25 protein-coding genes, 1 tRNA gene and 1 riboswitch are annotated in these 22,173 nt (G+C 61.4%); of the genes, 12 read left to right on the top strand and 14 right to left on the bottom strand.

Going from position 1 to position 22,173, the window contains the following annotated elements:
- Positions 1-68 precede the first annotated feature (68 nt).
- From PQQ95_RS03520 to ydfG, 9 genes are all read right to left on the bottom strand, one after another.
- A tRNA-Lys gene (locus PQQ95_RS03520) sits at positions 69-144 on the bottom strand.
- A gap of 197 nt (positions 145-341) precedes the next feature.
- On the bottom strand, positions 342-1,091 hold the full coding sequence (ybgF, locus tag PQQ95_RS03515; protein ID WP_408434939.1) for a tol-pal system protein YbgF: 750 nt from the start codon (positions 1,089-1,091) through the stop codon (positions 342-344).
- A 19-nt stretch (positions 1,092-1,110) separates the two neighbouring features.
- Positions 1,111-1,620 carry a peptidoglycan-associated lipoprotein Pal gene (gene pal, locus PQQ95_RS03510; RefSeq protein ID WP_028198812.1) on the bottom strand — a complete coding sequence of 170 codons (510 nt, stop codon included), beginning with the start codon at positions 1,618-1,620 and terminating at the stop codon, positions 1,111-1,113.
- A 32-nt stretch (positions 1,621-1,652) separates the two neighbouring features.
- Positions 1,653-2,945, bottom strand: a complete 1,293-nt coding sequence (tolB, locus tag PQQ95_RS03505) for a Tol-Pal system beta propeller repeat protein TolB (RefSeq protein ID WP_408434937.1) — start codon at positions 2,943-2,945, stop codon at positions 1,653-1,655.
- A gap of 112 nt (positions 2,946-3,057) precedes the next feature.
- Positions 3,058-4,065, bottom strand: a complete 1,008-nt coding sequence (tolA, locus tag PQQ95_RS03500; RefSeq protein ID WP_408434936.1) for a cell envelope integrity protein TolA — start codon at positions 4,063-4,065, stop codon at positions 3,058-3,060.
- A complete protein-coding gene (gene tolR / locus PQQ95_RS03495; RefSeq protein ID WP_408434934.1) occupies positions 4,062-4,505 on the bottom strand; it encodes a protein TolR in 444 nt (147 codons plus the stop codon). The genes tolA and tolR overlap by 4 nt, the downstream gene beginning before the upstream one ends.
- 10 nt (positions 4,506-4,515) lie before the next feature.
- A complete protein-coding gene (gene tolQ, locus PQQ95_RS03490; protein ID WP_012431821.1) occupies positions 4,516-5,193 on the bottom strand; it encodes a protein TolQ in 678 nt (225 codons plus the stop codon).
- A 155-nt stretch (positions 5,194-5,348) separates the two neighbouring features.
- The gene (gene ybgC / locus PQQ95_RS03485) at positions 5,349-5,828 is read right to left on the bottom strand and encodes a tol-pal system-associated acyl-CoA thioesterase (RefSeq protein WP_408435330.1); all 480 of its coding nucleotides are present in this window, start codon (positions 5,826-5,828) and stop codon (positions 5,349-5,351) included.
- Positions 5,829-5,898: 70 nt separating this feature from the next.
- The gene (gene ydfG / locus PQQ95_RS03480) at positions 5,899-6,645 is read right to left on the bottom strand and encodes a bifunctional NADP-dependent 3-hydroxy acid dehydrogenase/3-hydroxypropionate dehydrogenase YdfG (RefSeq protein WP_408434932.1); all 747 of its coding nucleotides are present in this window, start codon (positions 6,643-6,645) and stop codon (positions 5,899-5,901) included.
- 238 nt (positions 6,646-6,883) lie between these two features.
- A riboswitch (ZMP/ZTP riboswitch) is annotated at positions 6,884-6,992 on the top strand.
- 166 nt (positions 6,993-7,158) lie between these two features.
- On the opposite strand from ydfG, the gene glyA reads away from it, so the two are divergent.
- The 7 genes from glyA to PQQ95_RS03445 all read left to right on the top strand — a co-directional run bounded on the left by glyA (position 7,159) and on the right by PQQ95_RS03445 (position 11,939).
- On the top strand, positions 7,159-8,406 hold the full coding sequence (gene glyA, locus PQQ95_RS03475) for a serine hydroxymethyltransferase (protein ID WP_408434930.1): 1,248 nt from the start codon (positions 7,159-7,161) through the stop codon (positions 8,404-8,406).
- 6 nt (positions 8,407-8,412) lie between these two features.
- Positions 8,413-8,895 carry a transcriptional regulator NrdR gene (gene nrdR, locus PQQ95_RS03470; RefSeq protein ID WP_027799387.1) on the top strand — a complete coding sequence of 161 codons (483 nt, stop codon included), beginning with the start codon at positions 8,413-8,415 and terminating at the stop codon, positions 8,893-8,895.
- A gap of 205 nt (positions 8,896-9,100) precedes the next feature.
- On the top strand, positions 9,101-9,661 hold the full coding sequence (locus PQQ95_RS03465) for a GspH/FimT family pseudopilin (RefSeq protein WP_408434928.1): 561 nt from the start codon (positions 9,101-9,103) through the stop codon (positions 9,659-9,661).
- A gap of 101 nt (positions 9,662-9,762) precedes the next feature.
- Positions 9,763-10,116 (top strand): hypothetical protein, encoded by a 354-nt coding sequence (locus PQQ95_RS03460; RefSeq protein ID WP_408434926.1) that lies wholly within the window; start codon positions 9,763-9,765, stop codon positions 10,114-10,116.
- On the top strand, positions 10,113-10,922 hold the full coding sequence (locus tag PQQ95_RS03455; protein WP_408434925.1) for a PilW family protein: 810 nt from the start codon (positions 10,113-10,115) through the stop codon (positions 10,920-10,922). Before PQQ95_RS03460 ends, PQQ95_RS03455 begins: the two co-directional genes overlap by 4 nt.
- Positions 10,923-11,050: 128 nt before the next feature.
- Positions 11,051-11,497 (top strand): pilus assembly PilX family protein, encoded by a 447-nt coding sequence (locus tag PQQ95_RS03450; protein WP_408434923.1) that lies wholly within the window; start codon positions 11,051-11,053, stop codon positions 11,495-11,497.
- Positions 11,498-11,507: 10 nt separating this feature from the next.
- A complete protein-coding gene (locus PQQ95_RS03445) occupies positions 11,508-11,939 on the top strand; it encodes a type IV pilin protein (RefSeq protein WP_408434921.1) in 432 nt (143 codons plus the stop codon).
- Between the two features lie 107 nt (positions 11,940-12,046).
- Here the strand turns inward: PQQ95_RS03445 and PQQ95_RS03440 are convergent, their stop codons facing one another.
- The 3 genes from PQQ95_RS03440 to PQQ95_RS03430 all read right to left on the bottom strand — a co-directional run bounded on the left by PQQ95_RS03440 (position 12,047) and on the right by PQQ95_RS03430 (position 13,479).
- Complete coding sequence (locus PQQ95_RS03440) at positions 12,047-12,526, bottom strand: DUF3318 domain-containing protein (RefSeq protein ID WP_408434919.1); 480 nt, start codon at positions 12,524-12,526, stop codon at positions 12,047-12,049.
- Between the two features lie 126 nt (positions 12,527-12,652).
- A complete protein-coding gene (locus PQQ95_RS03435; protein WP_408434917.1) occupies positions 12,653-13,039 on the bottom strand; it encodes a phage holin family protein in 387 nt (128 codons plus the stop codon).
- A gap of 137 nt (positions 13,040-13,176) precedes the next feature.
- Complete coding sequence (locus tag PQQ95_RS03430) at positions 13,177-13,479, bottom strand: ElaB/YgaM/YqjD family protein (protein WP_028198798.1); 303 nt, start codon at positions 13,477-13,479, stop codon at positions 13,177-13,179.
- Between the two features lie 390 nt (positions 13,480-13,869).
- Here PQQ95_RS03430 and PQQ95_RS03425 point away from each other — a divergent pair, with 390 nt between their 5' ends.
- Positions 13,870-14,508 (top strand): peroxiredoxin, encoded by a 639-nt coding sequence (locus PQQ95_RS03425; protein ID WP_408434915.1) that lies wholly within the window; start codon positions 13,870-13,872, stop codon positions 14,506-14,508.
- A gap of 153 nt (positions 14,509-14,661) precedes the next feature.
- On the opposite strand, the gene PQQ95_RS03420 is transcribed toward PQQ95_RS03425, so the two are convergent.
- On the bottom strand, positions 14,662-15,852 hold the full coding sequence (locus tag PQQ95_RS03420; RefSeq protein ID WP_408434914.1) for an acyl-CoA dehydrogenase: 1,191 nt from the start codon (positions 15,850-15,852) through the stop codon (positions 14,662-14,664).
- A 104-nt stretch (positions 15,853-15,956) separates the two neighbouring features.
- Between PQQ95_RS03420 and PQQ95_RS03415 the strand changes: the two genes are divergently transcribed.
- Positions 15,957-16,742, top strand: a complete 786-nt coding sequence (locus PQQ95_RS03415; RefSeq protein WP_408434912.1) for an IclR family transcriptional regulator — start codon at positions 15,957-15,959, stop codon at positions 16,740-16,742.
- 114 nt (positions 16,743-16,856) lie between these two features.
- On the opposite strand, the gene PQQ95_RS03410 is transcribed toward PQQ95_RS03415, so the two are convergent.
- On the bottom strand, positions 16,857-17,690 hold the full coding sequence (locus PQQ95_RS03410; protein WP_408435328.1) for a diguanylate phosphodiesterase: 834 nt from the start codon (positions 17,688-17,690) through the stop codon (positions 16,857-16,859).
- Positions 17,691-18,032: 342 nt separating this feature from the next.
- On the opposite strand from PQQ95_RS03410, the gene PQQ95_RS03405 reads away from it, so the two are divergent.
- Genes PQQ95_RS03405 through fahA form a run of 3 tightly spaced genes read left to right on the top strand, consistent with a single transcriptional unit; the run spans position 18,033 to position 22,116 of the window.
- Positions 18,033-19,397, top strand: coding sequence for an MFS transporter (locus PQQ95_RS03405; protein ID WP_408434910.1), 1,365 nt, complete (start codon positions 18,033-18,035; stop codon positions 19,395-19,397).
- 47 nt (positions 19,398-19,444) lie between these two features.
- Complete coding sequence (gene hmgA, locus PQQ95_RS03400) at positions 19,445-20,791, top strand: homogentisate 1,2-dioxygenase (RefSeq protein ID WP_408434908.1); 1,347 nt, start codon at positions 19,445-19,447, stop codon at positions 20,789-20,791.
- Complete coding sequence (fahA, locus tag PQQ95_RS03395) at positions 20,788-22,116, top strand: fumarylacetoacetase (protein ID WP_408434907.1); 1,329 nt, start codon at positions 20,788-20,790, stop codon at positions 22,114-22,116. The genes hmgA and fahA overlap by 4 nt, the downstream gene beginning before the upstream one ends.
- The last annotated feature ends 57 nt before the right edge of the window (positions 22,117-22,173 follow it).

Below are 22,173 nucleotides of genomic sequence, written 5' to 3'. Positions count from 1 at the left end.
GCGGAGTGTGTGCCGGTTTGCTGGGGCAAAGAAAAAGGGCTCAGCTTGCGCTGAGCCCTTTAAATCTTTGGTAGGCCGTACGGGATTCGAACCTGTGACCAACGGATTAAAAGTCCGCTGCTCTACCAGCTGAGCTAACGACCCAAAAGAGAAGCGAGATTATAGCGATCGCACCTGCGGACTGTCAACCCATGGTGGTGAGTCGAGCTATCGGCACTTCAGATAGTGAAAAGCCCAAGGTATCGCTACCCCGGGCTTTCCAGCGAGAGGCGCGCGTGGCTGTTGATTTGAATACTGCGTGGCCACTGCGCGTTACGCCAACTGCTAAACCATGTACGGCCTTACTTGATCTGCGACAGCTTGCTTTGAGCCGACTGCGCGACGTCCGAGCCGCTGTACTGCGCGACGATCTGCTCCAGCGTTTTTTTGGCCGCAGCCTTCTGACCTTGCTCGAGCTGATTGTTCGCAATCGCGAGCAGTGCTTCCGGCGCACGCGGATGCTGCGGATAGTTCTTCACCACACCTTGCCAGGTCGCCGTCGAGCCCTTGTAGTCGCGCAGCGCATAGAGCGCGTTGCCGAGCCAGTATTGCGCGGTCGGCTGGTAAGGGCTGTTCGGAAACTTGGAGATGAAGCTGCGGAACGACGCCGCCGCATTCTTGAAGTCGCCGTTGCGGAACTGCTGTGAAGCCGCATTGAACGAATCGGTTTCACCCGGCTGCACCTCACCCTGGACACCGTCCACAGTCTGTTGCTGCGGCTCGAATTTCTTCAGCCGCGTGTCCAGATCGGTGTAGTAGTCCTTCTGCTGTTTTTGCAGCGTGGAGAGTTGGTTGCCCATGTCTTCGTTCTGCCCACGCAGCGTCGCGACCTGCTGATTCAGCTGATCGAGGCGGTTGGACTGATCGAGGATCGTGCGTTGTGCGGCCGACAGCTGGCTCGATAGGCTATCGGTCTTCGAGCGCAGATCGAGAATGGCCTGACGGGCCTGATCGTCGTCGAAGATGCCCGCATGCGCGGGCACAGCCGCGAAGGCCGTGCCCGCGACGCAGGCCGCTGCGGCAAACCGCAGCCAGGAGAAACGATGCGTCATTCGGCTCATCACCTGTTACTTACTGTTGGTACACGAGGTCGGCGCGGCGATTTTGTGCCCACGACGATTCGTCATGACCGGTCGCTTGCGGCTTTTCCTTGCCGAGGCTCACGGCTTCCATTTGCGAGTCCGCTACACCCATCAGCGACAGCGAACGGCGCACTGCTTCAGCACGCTTCTGGCCGAGTGCCAGGTTGTACTCGCTGGTGCCGCGTTCGTCGGTGTTGCCCTGGATCAGGACGTGACGTTGCGGATGGCTCTTCAGGTATTGCGCGTGTTGTTGCAGCAGCGATTGATAGTCGTCTTTGACCGAATAGCTGTCGAAGTCGAAGTAGATGCTGCGCTTGGCGAGCGGGCTGTTCGGGTCGTTCAGCGGATCGACGTTGACCTGAGCGACATCGGTCGGATTCGGTTGCGTCGAAACTGCACCACCCTTGTTAGCGTTTTCGTCGAGCTTGACGCCCGAGTGACATGCGGCCAACGCACCGACCATCAATACGGCAAATGCGAAACGAAGTTTTGACATCATTTTGTTACTCTCCTTGTGTTATTGCATCAACGTTACTGCATAAACGGGCCCCAGGATGGCTCGCGTACGCTGCCACCCTGAACGGACAGGACCTGCCGAGTGCGACCGTCGGTCGATACTGCGGCCAACACGCCACGGCCGTTCACCTGTGTGGCGTAAAGAATGTACTGACCGTTCGCCGCGAAGCTCGGCGATTCGTCATGCGTGGTGTCCGTCAGGCCCGTCGCAGTGTTGCCTTGCAGGTCCTGGATATACAGCTTGAAGCCGCCGCCGACGCGCGAGATATAGGCGAGCTGCTTACCGTCCGGACTCACGCGCGGGCTGGTGTTATAGCTTCCCGTGAAGGTCACGCGTTGCGCGGTGCCGGCGTTCTCGCCTTGGGCCGACATCTTGTAGATCTGCGGTTGGCCGCCACGGTCGCTGGTGAAATAGATCGACTGGCCGTCAGGAGAGAAGCACGGTTCGGTGTCGATCGAGCTGCCTTGCGTCAGGCGCCGCAGGCCGCTGCCGTCCGCATTGACGGCGAAAATCTGCGTGTTGCCGGTGCGTGAGAGCGCGACGGCCAGCGTGCGGCCGTCCGGCGACCATGCCGGCGCACTGTTGTTACCCTTCTGGTCCGATACGACCACGCGACGGCCCGTAGGCAGGTCGTGGATATAGACGATCGGCTTTTTCTTTTCGAACGAAACGTACGCGACCTTGGTGCCATCAGGCGACCAGGCTGGCGAGATGATCGGCTCGGGGCTCGACAGCGCGATGTGCGCGTCCTGGCCGTCCGAATCGGAGATCTGCAACTGATAACGGCCACCGGTCTTGATGACGTACGAGAGGCGCGTGGCGAACACGCCGCGGCCGCCCATCAGCTTCGCGTAGATATAGTCCGCGACTTTGTGCGCGCTCATGCGCAAGCCGCTTTCCGGGCTCACCAGCACGAGGCCACCCAGGCTTTCGCCCTTGACGGTGTCGTACAGCTTGAAGCGCACTTCGTACTGGCCGTTCGGCAAGCGGTTCACGCTGCCCGACACGAACGCGTTGGCGCCCTTGGCCTTCCAGCTGCCGAGGTCGACGGAATCAGTTTCGGCGACCGGCGTGCTGCCCGCGTCGATATTCGTGAATTTCCCGCTGCGTTGCAGATCCTGACGCACGATCGTGCTGACCTGCTGCGGCGAGTTCGCTTCATTGGCGAAATTCGCCGTTGCGATCGGAAACTGGGTGGACCCGACGCCCGTCACGAGGACTGTTAGTTCCGCGTGCGCGGCGCCGCCGACGGCAATCAGGCACGACGCTACGAGTGTTCGCAGGCCTAGCTTGGTCATCAAACTCATGCTGTATGGATTCCCAAAAGACAATTTAGAGCATATATCGACAGCAGAAAGACCCTGGAATGCCGGATTCGTTCCCATGCGTCCGGCATACATCCTTCTCGCAGTGTCTCCATCAGCCTGCTGGCCTCAACCTTATCGTAAAGCTTGCAGGGGTTTTTCCATCTACATCTTGCGGCAGCGGGTCAGACTGCTGAACAGCCCGGAGTGCTGCAGCGTCCCATTCCGAGTTGCCACTGCTTCGCTTGATCGCTGCGCCAAGAATGGTCCCGGACGGAGAGCATCGTACGGCGATATCCGTTACGAGACCTTCAGTCGGACCCGACCAAATGACGTTCGGATGAACGCGACGCTGCACTTTGTCGTTGAATCCCGAGGACGCCGCGTTGCCGCCCGAGCCACTACCGGCGCCACTCTTTCCGAGCCCATTGCTCGTCGAGCTCGTGCCGCCCGCCATGCCCTGCATCTGCGCGAGCCGCTCACGACGCTCCGCATCGACCTTCTTCGCTTGCGCCGCTGCATCGGCTTGCGCCTTGGCCTTCGCCGCCTTTTGCGCATCAGCCTTCTTCTGCGCGTCGGCCTCGGCCTGCTTCTGCTGTTCCTGTTGTTCTTTCAACTGCTGCTGCTTTTGCTGCTCGGCCAATTGCTGTTGTTTCAGCTTGTCGGCCTGCTGCTGTTGCTGTTGTTGCAACTGTTTCTGCTTGGCCGCCGCAGCTTTTTGTGCAGCCTGATCGGCCGCCAGTTGCTGCAGGCGCTTCGCCTCGGCTTCCTGCTGGGCTTGCAGCTTCTGCTGACGCAACTGCTCGGCCAGTTGTGCCTGGCGGGCCGCTTCCTGCTGCTGGCGTTTCTTTTCCTGTAGCGCGATATCGGCCTGTTCATCCGGCAGCGGCGGGGCAGGGGCGACCGGCACGGGCGGCGGTGGGGGCGGGCGCGGAATCGCCGAATCCGGCACCTCGGTCCACAGTTCTGCCTCAGCGCCTTCGGGCGTACTGTTCTGCCATTGAATGCCGTGATACAGGAAGAACCCGAGCAGCGCGTGCATCACCAGGGCGAACACAAAGGCTCGCCAGGTGCCGCGTTCACGCGGCGGCTGAAGCGGATATTCGGAATTCTTGCGGATCATTGTGATTTGACGAGCAATCCAACGCGCTTGACACCCTGAGCCTTCAACTCGGACATCACGTTCATCACGACTTCGTACTTCACGGTCTTGTCGGCGGCGATCACGACAGGCTGATCGGGGTGCGACTGCGCGCGGTCGGAGATGAAGCCGTGCAGATCGGCCTTGGTCATGTCTTCCTGCTGCTGCGCGCCGGAATCGTCCTTGTATTTGACGCTCATATTGCCGTCCGCGCGGATGTTCACGATCACGGGCGGAGTCTGCTGCTGCGGCGCGGCGCCGCCGACGGTCGGCAGATTGACAATCGACGGGGCGACGAGCGGCGCGGTCACCATGAAGATCACGAGCAGCACGAGCATCACGTCGATGTATGGCACGACGTTGATGTCGGCCATCGCGCGGCGCTGACGGGAGCCGCGCATGCCGGAAGAAGAACCTGCCATCGTGGACTCCTTACTGTGCCTGACGCTGCAAAATGTTCGAGAACTCTTCGATGAAGGTCTCGAAGCGGATCGCCAGACGGTCGATGTCGTGCGCGTAGCGGTTGTAGGCGACCACAGCCGGAATCGCAGCGAACAGGCCGATTGCGGTGGCGGTCAGCGCTTCGGCAATGCCCGGCGCGACATTCGCAAGCGTAGCCTGCTGCACGTTGGCCAAGCCGCGGAACGCATTCATGATCCCCCATACCGTGCCGAACAGACCGATATACGGGCTGACCGAGCCGACCGACGCGAGAAACGCCAGATTTGCCTCGAGCACGTCCATTTCACGCTGGAACGCGGCGCGCATGGCACGGCGTGCACCGTCGAGAATCGCGCCTGAATCGTTCAGCCGCTTTTCCTTGCCTTTCAGGAATTCACGCATGCCGGATTCGAAAATCCGTTCCAGCGCGCCGATCGTGTGGCGGTTGTTCGCGGCGCTCTGATAGAGCGCCTGCAGGTCGCCGCCCGACCAGAAATCGCGTTCGAAGCGTTCAGTTTGCGCGCGTGCCCGGCGGATCGCAAACCACTTGCGGAAGATGAAAGTCCACGACAACAGCGACAGCAGAAGCAGCAGCGCCATGACGGCCTGCGCCAGCAGGCTCGCATTGAGTACGAGAGAAACGATCGACAGATCTTGTGTAGTGTTCATAAAGGTTCGTTTTAACGTCCCGGAAGGGGGCGTCCGGCTGCAAGGTCACTCGAAGCTTGCCGTGAGCAAAACGGAAGCATCGGCGATATTGCAAGCCGAACCATGCTTTGTGTTGCTTGATCGATACGAGTTCACTGGCCCCGTAACAACGGGGTTCAGTCGTTGTCCGTTGACATGCCACCGTTGTTCACGCCCGGCCCGCGCCGCAAAGCCGCAAGAACCGGCGGAGGAATCGCGGCCGGCCGCAGCGCAATGCGGTCGACGCAGCCGACCCGGATGGAACCGGCAGCAAGCAGCGTGCCGTCCCGCCACGCTTCCTGCGCAAAATCGACGGATGCGCGGCCAAGACGTTCGATTCGGCTCACCACCTTGACGACATCGTCGAGCCGGGCCGGCGCCCGATAGTCGACTGCGGTGCTGCGCACGATGAAGATTGCCCCCGCTTCGCCGGCGAGCCGATTCTGGTCGACGCCACACGCGCGTAGCCACTCGGTGCGCGCACGTTCGAAAAATTTCAGGTAATTCGCGTAAAACACGATGCCGCCGGCGTCGGTATCTTCGTAGTACACGCGGATTGGCCACGTGAAGCCGATTTCCGTGCCGGGCTGGCTGGTCGACATATTCATGCCGCGCATTTTACCGGAACGCATACCCCGAGGTCTGTTTCAAGATGTACGCCCCGCCTGGCGGGCCTCAGCTGCAATTTCAGCCGCGATGAACGGACAAAGCGGAGAAGGATTGGGCTATCGGCATCAGTTCGATCGTGTTGATGTTGACGTGGGCGGGGCGCGTGGCGATCCAGTAGATCGAGTCGGCGATATCTTCGGGTGTCAGCGGTTGTACGTTCTCGTACATCTTGGCCGCTTTTTCGTCGTTCCCGCGGAAACGCACGTTCGAGAACTCGGTGCCGCCACATAGGCCCGGCTCGACGTTGGTCACGCGCAATGCCGTACCGGTCAGATCGGCACGCAGATTCAGACTGAACTGGTGCACGAACGCCTTGGTGGCGCCATAGACGTTACCACCCGCATACGGCCAGCTGCCGGCCGCCGAACCCAGGTTGAAAATGTGCCCGCGGTTGCGTTCCACCATGCCGGGCAGGAGTGCGTGCGTGACCTGCACGAGGCCTGTGCAGTTGGTCTCGATCATGGTGTTCCACTCGTCCAGACTTGCTCGTTGTGCCGGCTCGATGCCGAGCGCGAGACCGGCGTTATTGATGAGCACGTCGACCGCGGCGAAATCCGCGGGCAGCGAGGCCGGCACGGCTTCGACGGCGGCGCGGTCGCGCACGTCGAGCTCATAGGGCAGAAGGGCGTCGCCGAGTTCGTCGGCGAGTGCCTGCAGGCGGTCCTTGCGGCGCGCAGTGGCGACGACGCGATGGCCGCCCTTGACGAAAGAACGGGCGATAGCGGCGCCGAATCCTGCGGACGCTCCGGTGACGAACACGATCATTGCAGTTCCCTGATTGGTAGGAGAGAAAGGTCCCAAGCCTACTTCCAATGCGGCGCTGCGGCAAGGATGAACCAACCGTACCAGCGGCCGCGGCAGAGACGCGGAGCGGGTTGTGGGTATGCAATTATCAGACGTTTGCACGCCGCCTGCGGCGGTGCCAGGAGCGGCTTCGCGAGCGCCCGCCGGCCCGGCAGGAAGTCGGTTGCCTATTCGATCCTCTTCCAATAAACTAACGCGCTCATCCCTGCGTGACTGGCGATAGAACCGGTTCAAGCAATCGGGTTCAAGGTGGAGCAACCCACCGTGAAGCGCAGGGAGCCGTTTTGCCGTTCGCCTGGGCAGCCGTGATCCGCGCGCATTGATCTGCGCTGACGGTGGCTGTCCTGCCTCGCGTGTGCGGCGATTCTCCATCCGCCACGTCAGGGCTGGCCCAGCCGCCAGCAGCGCTGCGTACCCTCTACGCAAGATTCGGCGCACGATCCGGTCAACCTGAACACACTCAACGGAATCCGTATGTTTGACAGAGCCCAAAGCACCATCGCCAACGTCGATCCTGAACTCTGGAAGGTCATCGAGCAGGAGAACCGCCGTCAGGAAGAGCACATCGAACTGATCGCGTCGGAAAACTACACGAGCCCGGCCGTGATGGCTGCGCAGGGCTCGCAGCTCACCAACAAGTACGCCGAAGGGTATCCGGGCAAGCGCTATTACGGCGGCTGCGAATATGTCGACATCGCCGAGCAGCTGGCGATCGACCGCGTGAAGCAACTGTTCGGCGCCGAAGCCGCCAATGTGCAGCCGAACTCCGGCTCGCAGGCGAACCAGGGTGTGTTCTTCGCCATGCTCAAGCCGGGCGACACGATCATGGGCATGAGCCTCGCGCACGGCGGTCACCTGACGCACGGTTCGCCGGTCAACATGTCCGGCAAGTGGTTCAACGTGGTGAGCTACGGTCTGAACGAAGCCGAAGATATCGACTACGACGCTGCTGAAAAGCTGGCTCAGGAACACAAGCCGAAGCTGATCGTGGCTGGCGCGTCGGCGTTTTCGCTGCGCATTGACTTCGAGCGCCTGTCGAAGATCGCCAAGTCGGTTGGCGCGTATTTCATGGTCGACATGGCGCACTATGCCGGCCTGATCGCTGCGGGTGTCTACCCGAACCCGGTGCCGCACGCCGATTTCGTCACCACCACCACGCACAAGAGCCTGCGTGGCCCGCGCGGTGGTGTGATCCTGATGAAGGCCGAGTTCGAAAAGCAGATCAACTCGGCAATTTTCCCGGGCATTCAAGGTGGTCCGCTGATGCACGTGATCGCCGGTAAGGCCGTCGCGTTCAAGGAAGCCCTGTCGCCGGAATTCAAGGCGTACCAGCAGCAAGTCGTCGAGAACGCGCGCGTGCTGGCTGAAACGCTGGTCAAGCGCGGATTGCGCATCGTCTCGGGCCGCACCGAAAGCCACGTGATGCTGGTCGATCTGCGCGCGAAGAAGATCACCGGCAAGGCAGCGGAAGCTGCGCTCGGCGCGGCGCATATCACGGTCAACAAGAACGCGATTCCGAACGACCCGGAAAAGCCGTTTGTGACGAGCGGTGTGCGTCTCGGCTCGCCGGCCATGACCACGCGCGGCTTTGGCGTCAAGGAAGCGGAGCAGGTAGGTAACCTGATCGCCGACGTGCTGGACAACCCGGAAGACGCAGCCACGATCGAACGTGTGCGCGCGCAAGTCGCCGAGCTGACCCAGCGCTTCCCGGTTTACCGCTAAGCCGCCATGCACTGCCCTTTCTGCCGTCACGCCGATACGCAAGTTGTGGATTCCCGCGTGTCCGAAGACGGCGCGACGATTCGCCGGCGCCGCCGCTGCCCGGCCTGCGACAAACGTTTCACGACGTATGAGCGGGTCGAGCTGGCGTTGCCGTCGGTCGTCAAAAAGGATGGCAGCCGCACGGAATTCGATCGCCGCAAGATCGTCGCGAGCATGCAACTGGCGCTGCGTAAGCGCCCGGTGGCAGCGGACGCGATCGACGCGGCAGTCGCCCGCATCGAGTATCAACTGCTCGGCAGCGGCGAGCGTGAGGTGCGCAGTGAGCGCCTCGGCGAACTCGTGATGAACGAGTTGCGTGCGCTCGATACGATTGCCTATGTTCGTTTCGCTTCTGTTTACCGGCGCTTCGAAGACGTCTCCGAATTTGAGGACGTGATCGAAGAATTTCGCCGTGCCTCCTCTCCTCCCAAGCCGTCCCGCAAGCGCTGATTGCTGTCGCGCCTGAAGTCGCGCGCCAGGTTTTGTTTTCCGCTGCGTAGGTTCGCGCATCTGCATCTCCGCTCCCGTTATGGTTCGTCACGCGTGCATTTTTGCGCGGGATAGCGTCTGAGTGCCACCTGGCCATTCGGCCGATTGTTGAGTCCCTTGCGAATCGCTAGATTGGCTGCATTCTTTGAAACGATCAGGGATGCAGATGAAATGGAATGCAGTCTGTTTGCGGCCGTACCGCGGCTTTACGCTTATCGAAACACTGGCTGTTGTCGCGCTGCTGGCGGTCATTGCGGTAATGGCGACGCCGTCGTTCGTTGCATGGCACGTGCGGGACCAGGTCGATGCACGCGCGAAGGCGCTTGCCTCAACGCTAGCCTATGCGCGCAGCGAGGCATTGCGCCGCGGTGCTCGCGTCACGGTATGCCGAATCGACGCGGCACGGCATTGTCTTGCGGCAGGCCAGGCCTGTGGGAACGGCGTCACGGACTGGTCATGCGGCTGGGCCGTTCTGGCCGAACGAGGTGGCACGCTCTCGCTATTGCGCGCGCATCCTTTGCTTGCAGCGGTCAGCATCACCGGGACGCAGACAAATCTCACGTTTACGCCACCGGCGGGGCAGTTGATCGGCACCTTTCGCAGCTTTGATATCGCGCCGCGTGTGCCGTCGAAAGCGACGCAGGGTGACAAGTGGCGGCGTTGCATCCACATCGCGGCGGGCGGGCGCGCGCGGATTGTCGAGGGCGCATGTGGAGCGGCATCGTGAGGCGATATCCATCGAATCCGTGGGCGCACAACGGTCCGGTAACGCGTTTAACAAGACATAAGGGTAGTTCTCTGATCGAAGTAATGCTGGCGGTCGCCCTGATGGCGGTGACGGCGCTCGGGTTGATCGCTGGTCAGTTGTGGACTGCGCGCGAAGCTCGTGCGATGGCAATGCGCGAGCACGCGGCATGGATAGCCGATTCCGTTGCCGAAGCGATGCTCGAGCCTGCATCTAGCGATTCTGCGGTCAGGCAATGGAGCGCGCGCGCAACGGCCCTGTTGCCGCATGGCGAAGCGTCGGTCGGGGCGAGCAACGGTTTATCCACCGCACGCGTCATGTGGATGACCCTGCGCGACACGCCGCGCGCCGACGATGTCATCGATAAACCCGAATCGTGCGGTGCTATGGATATTCCCACAGGCTCATCGTGCGTTGTATTGGCGTTCGCAAGATGACGCAACGTGGGGATATTGCGCGCGGCCATACGCTCGTCGAGTTTGTGATCGCCATTGCGCTGGGGCTGCTGGTGACCGCTGGCGCGGTCTCGCTTTATACGGCGCAGCGTAGCGTGTTCGAGCGCTCGAGTGATGCGATGCGGATCCGCGAAGCCGGCCTGACCTCGCTTACGCTGATGGGCCAGCAAATTCAAATGGCCGGCTTCGTGCCCGCAGACACCGCGAGGTTCGTTAGGCCGCCGCCGTTATTCGGTTGTTCGGGTGGACGCCCGACCGGCGCGGACGACAGCGTTGCCTGCGAGGCGTTGCCCGCTCGTTCGGACGGCATCGTAGTTCGTTATGTCGGGGACACCGTTTCGACCTGGCCGTCAGCGACCGGCCAATCGACAGACTGCCTCGGTCAGGCCGTAACGAACAGCAATGCGGCACTCGGCGGCCAAGGCGTGTTGGTGGTCAACCGATACTTCGCCAGGGTCAGTGGTTCGACCGGTGAGCCGGAGCTTTACTGCGAAGGCAATGGCAAGGCAGGGTCCGCGCAGCCGTTGGTCGAAGGCGTCGAGTACGTGCGATTCAGATACTGGCTGGCCGGCGGGTCGGCCGCAATGGATGCGTCAGCGGTAACGGCCAGTCAATGGGCAAAGATCGTTGCCGTCGATCTCTGCGTGCTCGTCCGCGGAGCGCCGCAAGGACGGCGTGTGCGTTATGTCGATTGCGACGGCGCGAGCGCTCTTGGCGCCGACATGCGGGCACGGCAGGCTTTCTGGCGACGGGTGGCGATACGCAATCATGCGGAGGAATCCCTGTGACAGGAGGAATTTGCAATCCAACGCATCGCGCGTCGTCGAAACATTTGACACGCGTTGCGCGCACCGGTCGCAGATTACGCACTCGCACTCTCGGCACCGTCCTGCCGATTGTCCTGCTGATTTCCGCGATGATGTTGGCCACCTCCGCGGCCTGGTTTGAGATATCGGTGGCGGCAGCGCGTAGCGCCAACAACGTGCGCGACTATTTGCAGGCATTTCATGCCGCGGATTCCGCGCTGACGTTATGTGCCCGGAGCGTGGTCACCGCGGCAGCTTTTGAGCCACAACCAGTGATGCCGCTCTCACCCGGTGAGCCGACGCAATGGAAAGAGGAAGCCGCCTTCGAAGCCGGCGCCGTCGCACCTGTCGCGCAATGGCCCGGATCGCTGCGTGCGCCGCAATGTCTGATCGAGGCATGGCGTTTGGGCACTCGCTCCGATGCCCGGGGCTATTTACTGACTTCGCGTGGCTTCGGCCAGACCAAAGAGTCACAGGTGTGGTTACAGATGGAACTCGTGATTGCAGGCGAGCAGATCGAGCGGCATTGGCGTCGCGTTGCCGCTCGCCCATTTTGAAAGGAGGTCCATGATGAGGCCGCACACATCTGCATTTACGCTATTGGAACTCATGATCGCGCTGGCGATTGCTGCCACGCTGGTGGTGTTTGCGGTGCCCTCGTACCGGAGCCACGTCGCGCGAACACACCGGGTCGACGCGTCGTCCGCCCTTTATCGGGCGGCGCAATTCATTGAGGGTTCGGCAGTCGACAGGGCCGTGATATTGCCGCCGGGTCTGGATCAGGCGCCGCAATTCGGCACACCGATCTACCGGTTGCAAGTGCTGCCGCCAGACGACGCAAACGGTGGTTATTCGGTCGAGGCGGTGCCGACCGAAATCGGTCCTATGCGCGACGATGCTTGCGGCACCTTCACGCTGGACGCGACAGGGCTGCGAAGCAACAGAAACGGTGCCAACGGTACACTGCCGACCAGCGGCGAGTGCTGGAATACGAGCTAGCGGGCGCTAATGGAGAGTGCGTCGACCACGGGAGCAAAACTCAATGGCAATGCAAACGGCATGCAAAAACTCAATAGCATGCAAATAGCCCGTTCTCGCGTCGCGCTTCAGTACCCGCTGTCAACAGCCGTTTCCTTATTGTTGGCAGACGCGGCGGAATCATTCTTCATCTGCTTCCAGATCCGGTACGCTTCCCAGCCGGCAAGCGCAAGGCTGCCCCATTTGAGTGCGGGTTTTGCACTGGCGGCGAGGGTCGCGCGCAGCGGCTTCGCCAACAGCAGCGAAGCGATCGAACTGATAAGCGGGTACTGTTTGAGGAGCGCGCCGATGCTCCCCGCGTTGAAGACGCTCGCCTTCGATCCGCTACCCACGCGCATGCCACCGAAGCCCGGCAGAATGAATTTGAGCCAGCTAAAGTGCGTGACTGCCTGCCGCAATTCGATGGTCGCCTGAGCAAGTTCCATGCGCTCGACATCCGCGCGCACCAGCAGCAATTCCTTGCGTAGCGCTCGCAGGTGTGGCGCACTCAGATCTTTGGCCGGGTGGCGCTTGTTGCGGAATGCGGTATCGGAATGGGTCGGGCTCATGGCGTGTCGGCGGCAGTGGAGGTGGGGCAGTAAAACTATGCTGCAAATCGCTCGAGATGCATGCGAAGTCTCTTCGAAGGCTAAGGGCATTCGAGGTACGCCCATGAGCCCGTTACGCCTACCGTGTCACGGTTTGCGGAACACGTCGCGGTCTTTTTCGAACTCGGCAAGGGTCGCTTCGAACACCATTGGAGCATTGCGCAAACCGCTGCGCGCTTTCAGCGCACAAGCTAATCCCGCAATGGCATAAACCGCCGTGATGCCGGCGAGCGCTTGCCACCGGTAGGTGTCCCAGAATGCGATGGCGACCAGCGCCGTCAAAGCAATCAAGGCCATCGTTGCGAGCATCATGGCCGCGAGGCCGAGGAAAAGCACGCCGATCAGACGGTCTTTTTCTTCGGCGAGTTCGATGCCGACCAGTTCGAGCCGCGTTTGCAAAATGGCAAACACGGATCCGATGATACGGCGCAATGGACTATGTTCGCCGTGCTGCGATTGTGTTTCGATCGTCATGGCTTTGGGCGTTGCGCGTGAAGGCCTAACCGGCGCATGAAAACGAGCGCGCCAAAAGAAGCGGACCGGCCAGACATGCGCCGGTCAACTCGATTCGCTGGTGTGCCGGACCTGCTTCCTCCGGCAGCGCGCCAGTGTTACTTGCGGTTGATCAACAGCCCCAGCAATACGCCGGCGCCCGCGGCAATGCCGATGGATGCCCACGGATGCTCATGCACGTAGTCGTCGGTAGCGCGGGCGGCCTTCTTGCCTTTCTCGACCACCACGACCTGCACGTCAGCCGCCTTTTCCTTAGCCTGCTTCAGGCGCGTAAGCGCCGTTTCACGCAGTTCCGAAGCGCGCTCGCCGGTGGCGCTCGCGGCCTGTTTCAGCAAATCTTCAGCGTCCGCGAGGACGGTTTTGATATCCGACATCAATCTCTCCTTGTTGACTTCCGACATTGACAGCTCCCTTCGTTTCACGCCACGCGTGAATCGTAACCAAAGAAACGGCCGCTGGCGAGCGCAGCGCTCTATTCATGAAAACAAACGCACGAACCGTTCCCGGTTGAAGCAAAACCTTAAAAACTGCACCTTTGCATTAGCGTGCAGCAAGTTTGCTTGAGATCGGGTTGCTCCGTCCTGCAAAGTTTGCTTAAGATGGAGTTGATCTGTCCCGCAAAGTTTCCACTAAATTGGTGAAAATTACAAAAACGCATAAGGTAGTGACGCAATGTTGGTTCGTTGTATAGCGCCACTCCCGTATCCTGCAATTTTGCCAGGCGCGCTTTAGCGGGGCGTCGCGCGCGAATGCTCACGCGGAATGTCCGAGCACAATCAAGGAGCTGCTTCATGAGTCTACGTCTTGGCGATATCGCACCGGATTTTGAACAGGAGTCGAGTGTCGGTCGCATCAAGTTCCACGAATGGCTAGGCGATAGCTGGGGTGTGTTGTTCTCGCACCCCGCTGACTTCACGCCAGTCTGCACGACCGAACTGGGGTTGACGGCGAACCTGGCCGGCGAATTCGAGAAGCGCAATGTGAAGACGATTGCATTGTCGGTCGATAGTGCCGAGTCGCACAAGGAATGGATCAAGGACATCAACGAGACGCAGGCCGCCAGTGTCGGCTTCCCGATTCTCGCTGACGGTGATCGCAAGGTCGCTGAGTTGTACGACATGATCCACCCGAACGCGAGTGAAACCTTCACGGTCCGGTCGCTGTTCGTGATCGATCCGAAAAAGAAGGTGCGTTTGACCATTACCTACCCGGCCAGCACCGGGCGCAACTTCGATGAAGTGCTGCGCGTGATCGACTCGCTGCAACTCACCGACAGCCACTCGGTCGCTACGCCCGGCAACTGGAAGCAGGGCGACGACGTGGTGATCGTGCCGTCGTTGAAGGACGAAGAAGTCATCAAACAGAAATTCCCGAAGGGCTATAAGGCCCTGCGCCCGTACCTGCGTCTGACGCCGCAGCCGAATAAGTAAGCGGCTGATGCGCCACGAAGCGCACGCTTAGCTGCAACACGGCGGCACAACGAAAAAAGGCCGGTTCAAAATGAACCGGCCTTTTTCTATTCTAAGGTCAGATTTTCCTTTCGGCGGCCAGGACGAAACCCCGCCATCAAGGCATTCAACGCATCAGAAAAACGCCTGAATTCCCGTCTGTGCGCGCCCGAGAATCAGCGCGTGAATGTCGTGCGTCCCTTCATAGGTGTTCACGACTTCCAGATTGACCAGGTGCCGCGCAATGCCGAACTCGTCCGAGATACCGTTGCCGCCGAGCATGTCACGCGCGAGCCGTGCGATGTCCAGCGCCTTGCCGCACGAATTGCGTTTCATGATCGACGTGATTTCGACGGCGGCCGTGCCTTCGTCTTTCATGCGGCCGAGACGCAGTACGCCTTGCAGGCCGAGTGTGATTTCGGTTTGCATGTCGGCGAGCTTTTTCTGGATCAACTGGTTCGCCGCGAGCGGCCGGCCGAACTGCTTGCGATCGAGCACGTACTGGCGCGCCGTGTGCCAGCAGGCTTCAGCCGCGCCGAGCGCGCCCCAGGCAATGCCGTAACGCGCCGAGTTCAGGCACGTGAACGGACCGCGCAAGCCGCTGACTTCCGGGAAGCGGTTTTCTTCCGGCACAAACACTTCATCGAGCACGATCTCGCCGGTGATCGACGCACGCAGGCCCACCTTGCTATGGATGGTCGGTGCCGACAGCCCCTTCCAGCCCTTCTCGAGAATGAAACCGCGGATCGAATCCTTACCGTTCTCTTCGAGCTTCGCCCATACGACGAACACGTCTGCGATCGGCGAATTGGTGATCCACATCTTCGAGCCCGACAGCGAATAACCACCGTCGACCTTTTTCGCCCGCGTGACCATGCTGCCCGGATCGGAGCCGTGGTTCGGTTCGGTCAGGCCGAAGCAGCCGATCCATTCGCCGGTGGCGAGCCTCGGCAGGTACTTCTGCTTTTGCGCTTCCGAGCCGAATTCGTAGATCGGCACCATGACGAGCGACGACTGCACCGACATCATCGACCGGTAGCCGGAATCGACGCGCTCCACTTCGCGCGCGATCAGGCCGTACGCCACGTAATTCAGGCCAGGGCCGCCGTATTGTTCGGGGATCGTCGGGCCGAGCAGGCCGAGTTCGCCCATCTCGCGGAAGATCTCGATGTCGGTCTTTTCGTGACGGAACGCTTCGAGCACGCGCGGTTGCAGCTTGTCCTGCGAGTAAGCGGCGGCGGCGTCGCGCACCATGCGCTCGTCTTCGGTGAGCTGCTGATCCAGCAGCAACGGGTCTTCCCAGTGGAACTGCGCGGCCTCTGCCATGACGTATCTCCTGATTCCTTGCTTGACTAAAACGGATTTGAGCTTGACTTAAGTTCCGCTCTGCGAAACAATGTTTTGCAAAACATGCCCGAGTGTACCACCCCATGACGCCCACATCTACTCTCTCCGACCCGCTTGATGAGCGCAAATTTGTCGTCGCCCTTGCGCGCGGGCTGGACTTGCTGCGCGCGTTCAAGCCGGGTGAAACGATGCTCGGCAATCGCGATTTCGTCGAGCGCACGGGTTTGCCGAAGGCGACCGTCAACCGTCTGGCCTACACGTTGACCGTGCTCGGCTATCTGCGGCTCGACGAAACCCTGGGTAAATATGCGCTCGATGCCGGCGTGCTGTCGCTCGGTTTCGCGTTGCTCTCGGGCACGGACACGCTCGAACTCGCGCGCCCGCACATGCGCACCTTCGCGCGCGAAGTGGGCGCAGCGGTGTCGCTCGGATGCCGTGACGGCCTCGACATGATTTATCTGGAGACGATCCGCAGCGAAACCGCGCTGACGCTCGGACTCGCTTCCGGTTCGAAATTGTCGATGCTGACCAGTTCGATGGGGCGCGCCTATCTGGCGGTGCAGGCGTTGGACGTGCGCGCTGCCTTGCTGGCCGAGCTCGGGAAGGTCGCGGGCAAAGAGGGGGCTGCGTTGCTGGCCGATGCGGAAAAGGAAATCGAAGCCTTCGCGCAGGAACGTTGCTGTTATTCGTTCCGCGCATGGCATTACGACGTAAACGCGGTTGCGGTGCCGTTTCGCGAGCCGCGCGAGGGCCGCTGGCTGGTGCTCAGTTGCAGCGGGCCGGCGTCGTCCATGGGAGAGGCGATATTTCGGGAAAACGTGGCGCCGCGGTTGAAGGCGCTAGCGAGACGGCTGGGCGATACCGGTTGAAGCAGCGGTCTGCGCTGTGCAGCGAACCGGACATCCCGTGCGAACGCGGACTCAAGTCCATCCTCGGCGCTGCCATGCCGCAGTCCGCGCCGCAGCGGCTTCGGCAATCAATACTCACACCGCCCGATCATGATAATGCGCGGTGAACAACGGCCCTTGCACGAAGCGCACATCGTACTGTTGCAGCGCGACGAATTGCGGCTCATCCATCACCCGATTGAAAATCAGTGGAATCCGCAGCCGGCTCGCATAGCCGACTAGCGGCTTCACCATCGAATCGCGCAACGCAGTCGCCGCATCCATCTTGATGAAGTCGAGCCGCGCCGTTTCCGATACCGACAGAATCTGCCCCGCATTCGAGAGATTCCCCGCCACCTTGAAGCCGTAGCGCTGATAGCTCGTGGTCAGATAGCCGAGGAAGGTCTTATGCGCGACCGCGGCTGCCGGCAATTCGATCACCACTCGCGACGGGTTCAGTCCGAACGACACCAGCACGCTCGAGAAATGCCGTCCGTGGTCGTACTTGACGCTCTTGAGCAAGCGCTCGTGTACGCGCAGAAACAGCAGCCCGTGACGCTGCGCACCGAAGAAATTGATCGCATGCAGCGCGCGCGACATGCGGTCGAGTGCGACGAGTTCCTGATCGTCGGCGACCCGGTCGAAGGGATCGAAGGCATCGAACGGCGCGCCGTCCAGACGCTGTGTGACCGCCTGAAACCCGAGTTCATCGCCGAAACGATCCACGCCCTCAGCACCCGACGACAACGACTGCGCCAGCGCATGCACGCTGATATCGAAGATCGGCTCATAGGCGCTGGCGAGTTCGACGCCGCCGAATTGCGCCAGCGCGATCTCGCTATGCACACCGGTTCCCATCACCAGATGTTCGCCGAGAAATGGGTGGTCGGCGGCACGGGCAATGAGATTGGGGATGGTCGGCGGAATCATGTAGGCGAATGGATGGCGATAGGTGCGCACGGGGCGCCTGGCAACGCGATCTGGTTGCCTCATCCACTGATGGTAGCAGTCCGCGCCGCGCGCACTTGAACAAAATGCTCATAACGTTATCGGCCGAACGCTTGTCGCGACGGGCCGTCGGGGCTTTTGGGGCGAGCTTCCAGGGTATACGTTAATTTCACTATGCGTAATTAGTTTTACCATACGTAAATTGCGGCGAGGCTGCGATGGCGATCGCGCTTGTGTGTTCCTCATGGGAAACGGCGCGTTTCCTGATCGCCGATCGAGTGCCCGCCGCGACCAAACAATCCAGTCAGGATGAGGGGACAACCCATGAGTGTTAAACCGGCCGTGGCCGCCGCCAATGTGATCGAAGTCGAGCGCGTGCTCGGCGAAACGCATCACCCGGCATTCCAGTTGACGCTGCTCGCGCTATGCGGGCTGTGTCTCGTGATCGACGGCTTCGACGCGCAAGCCATGGGCTATGTCGCGCCGAGCGTAATCGGTGAATGGCATGTCTCGAAAGCGGCGCTCGGGCCAGTGTTCAGCGCCAGCCTGTTCGGCATGCTGCTGGGCGCGTTGGGCTTGTCGGTGCTGGCTGACCGCGTCGGCCGGCGTCCGGTATTGATTGGCGCGACGTTTTTCTTCGCGCTGTCGATGTTGGCCACGCCCTTCGTCACGACAATCCCTGCACTGATCACGCTGCGCTTCATTACGGGCCTCGGGCTCGGTTGCATCATGCCGAATGCGATGGCGCTGGTCGGCGAGTTTTCCACCCCCGCGCATCGCGTCAAGCGCATGATGCTGGTGTCGTGCGGCTTCACGCTGGGCGCGGCTTTAGGCGGTTTCATCAGCGCCGCGCTGATTCCCGCATACGGCTGGCGCGCGGTGTTCTGGGTGGGCGGCGCGGTGCCCTTGCTGCTCGCATTCGCGATGCTGGCGGCATTGCCGGAGTCGCTGCAATTCCTGGTCCTCAAAGGGCGCAGCGATCGTGCGTTGCGCTGGCTCGCGAAGTTCGATCCGGCGCTGCCGATCGATGCCAATACGCGCGTCGTCGTGCGTGAGAAGGGCAACGGTGGCGCGCCCGTCGCCGAATTGTTCCGCGCGGGCCGTGGCCCGGTCACGCTGATTTTGTGGGCGATCAGCTTCATGAACCTGATCGATCTGTATTTCCTGTCGAACTGGCTGCCCACCGTGATGCGCGATGCCGGCTACTCGCCTGGCACGGCGGTGATCGTTGGCACGGTGCTGCAAACCGGCGGTGTGGTCGGCACCTTGCTACTGGGCTGGTTTATCGAACGTTTTGGTTTTGTGCGCGTGCTGTTCGTGTGTTTCGCGGGCGCGGCGCTGGCGGTCGGCACCATCGGTACGGTGGCGCATGCGCTGCCGTGGCTGCTGCTTGTCGTATTCGCAGGCGGCTTCTGCGTGGTCGGCGGACAGCCGGCGGTCAACGCGCTGGCGGGTCATTTTTATCCGACCACGCTGCGCTCTACCGGCATCGGCTGGAGTCTCGGCATTGGGCGCATCGGCTCGGTGATCGGGCCGCTGATCGGTGGGCAACTGATTGCGCTGAACTGGTCGAATGAATCGCTGTTTCATGCCGCCGCAGTGCCGGTGCTGTGCTCCGCGTTGCTGGTGATCGCGCTGGCTGCTGCCACGCGGCAACGCGGCAGCCCATCCGAGCCGCGGACGGCCTGAGACAGACAGATCACGTCGACAGATCAAGTATCAACGGAGAACCTTGCATGGATACCCAAACACGCACGCCGAATACCGCCAGCTCGCGGCTCGAAATCGAGCCGGGCTATCAGTCGGGCTTCGCAAATGAATTCGCTACGGAAGCCTTGCCGGGCGCATTGCCGGAAGGTCGCAATTCGCCGCAACGCGCGGCCTATGGCTTGTACGCCGAGCAACTGTCGGGTACTGCATTCACCGCGCCGCGCGGCCATAACCGCCGTTCGTGGCTGTACCGGATTCGTCCGGCGGCGGTCCACCAGCCGTTCACGCAGCTACCCTCGCCGCGGCTCGTCGCCAACTTCGCCGAGGTGCCGCCGACGCCGCCGAACCAGTTGCGCTGGGACGCATTGCCGATGCCGACCGAGCCGACCGATTTCGTCGACGGCTGGGTAACGATGGCGGGCAACGGTTCAGCCGAAGCGATGAACGGCTGCGCGATCCACCTTTACGCGGCGAATCGCTCGATGAAGGATCGCTTCTTCTACAGCGCCGACGGCGAATTGCTGATCGTGCCGCAGGAGGGCCGCCTGCACATCGCCACCGAAATGGGTCAACTCGACGTCGAGCCGTTCGAGATCGCCGTGATCCCGCGCGGCGTGCGCTTCGTGGTGAGCCTGCCGGACGGCACGGCGCGCGGCTATATCTGCGAGAACTTCGGCGCGTTGCTGCGTCTGCCGGATCTCGGCCCGATCGGCTCGAACGGCCTTGCCAATCCGCGCGATTTCCTCACGCCGCATGCTGCCTACGAAGACCGCGAAGGCGACTTCGAACTCGTCGCCAAGATGAACGGCAACCTGTGGCGCGCGGATATCGGTCATTCACCGCTCGACGTGGTGGCATGGCACGGCAACTATGCACCGTACAAATACGATCTGCGCCGCTTCAACACGATCGGCTCGATCAGCTTCGACCATCCGGATCCGTCGATCTTTCTGGTGCTGCAATCGCAAAGCGATACGCCGGGCGTCGACACGATCGACTTCGTGATTTTCCCGCCGCGCTGGCTCGCGGCCGAAGATACGTTCCGCCCGCCCTGGTTCCATCGCAACGTCGCGAGCGAATTCATGGGTCTCGTGCACGGCGTGTACGACGCAAAGGCCGAGGGCTTCGTGCCGGGCGGCGCGAGTCTGCACAACTGCATGTCGGGCCATGGGCCGGACGCGGACACCTTCGAGAAAGCGTCGCATGGCGACACATCCACGCCGAAGAAAGTCGGCGACACGATGGCCTTTATGTTCGAAACGCGCACGCTGATCAAGCCGACCCGTTTCGCGCTCGAAACCGCTCAATTGCAGGCGCATTACTACGAGTGCTGGCAAGGTCTCAAGAAACACTTCAACCCGGAGCAACGATGAACGCATTGAGCGATCTTCAGGCGACGCTCGATCCGTCGCGCAAGAGCTGGGTCGAGTCGGCCAACGACTCGACTAACGATTTTTCGATCCAGAACCTGCCGTTCGGCATTTTCAGCGACAAGACCAACGGCGCGCGCCGTGTGGGCGTGGCGATCGGCGATGAGATCGTCGATCTGAGTGTCCTTAAGGCTGCCGGCTTGCTCAAGCTTCCGATCGCATCGGCCGATCAATTCATTGCGATGAAGGACCGGGCGTTCGAGCAGGACACCCTCAACGATTTCATCTCGCTTGGCCGCGATGCATGGCGCAGCGTGCGCATCCAGCTGAGCCATCTGCTGGCGCGCGATACGGCGACCTTGCGCGACGATGTGGGCTTACGTTCGAAAGCGCTCGTGCGCCAGTCCGACGCGCAACTGCATCTGCCGGTGCAGATTCCGGGTTACACCGATTTTTATTCGTCGAAGGAGCACGCGACGAATGTCGGCTCGATGTTCCGCGATCCGAAGAATGCGCTATTGCCGAACTGGTCGGAGATGCCGATCGGCTACAACGGACGCGCGTCGTCGGTGGTGGTGAGCGGTACGCCGGTGCGGCGTCCTAACGGTCAGCTGAAACTGCCGGATCAGGAACGTCCGGTGTTTGGCGCATGCCGCAAGCTGGATATCGAACTGGAGACCGGTTTCGTGATCGGTGGCGGCAATGCACTGGGCGAGCCGATTGCCTGCGCCGATGCCGCAGCGCACATCTTCGGCATGGTGCTGCTGAACGACTGGAGCGCGCGGGATATTCAGCAATGGGAATACGTGCCGCTCGGTCCGTTCAACGCAAAGACCTTTGCGACCACGATCTCCCCGTGGATCGTGACGCTCGACGCGCTCGAACCGTTCCGTGTCGAACAGCCGGTGCAGGAACCGCAGCCGCTGGAATACTTGCGCCACGACGGCAAGCACGCGTTCGACATCTCGCTGGAAGTGACGCTGCGGCCGCAAACGGCAAAGCAGGCCACCACGATCTCGCGGACCAACTTCAAGCACATGTACTGGACGATGGCGCAACAGCTCGCGCATCACACGGTATCGGGCTGCAATACGCGGGTCGGCGATCTGATGGGATCGGGCACGATCAGCGGTCCGACCGCCGACTCGTGCGGCAGCCTGCTCGAGTCCACATGGAACGGCAAGAATCCGTTGGAATTGAAGGAGGGCGGCACACGCGGGTTTATCGAAGACGGCGACGAACTGACGCTTACCGGCTGGTGCCAGGGCGATGGGTATCGCGTGGGTTTCGGCACGTGTGTTGGGGAGATTCTGCCGGCGCGGGGGTAAGCCTGGCGGCCCGCGATAAAAAACGGGGAAGCCATCATGGCTTCCCCGTTTGCATAT

This window comes from Paraburkholderia caffeinilytica (assembly GCF_046030355.1).
Classification (GTDB): domain Bacteria; phylum Pseudomonadota; class Gammaproteobacteria; order Burkholderiales; family Burkholderiaceae; genus Paraburkholderia; species Paraburkholderia caffeinilytica_B.
Note: the sequence above shows the minus strand (reverse complement) of the source record. Positions and strands in the feature narration are given on the sequence as shown.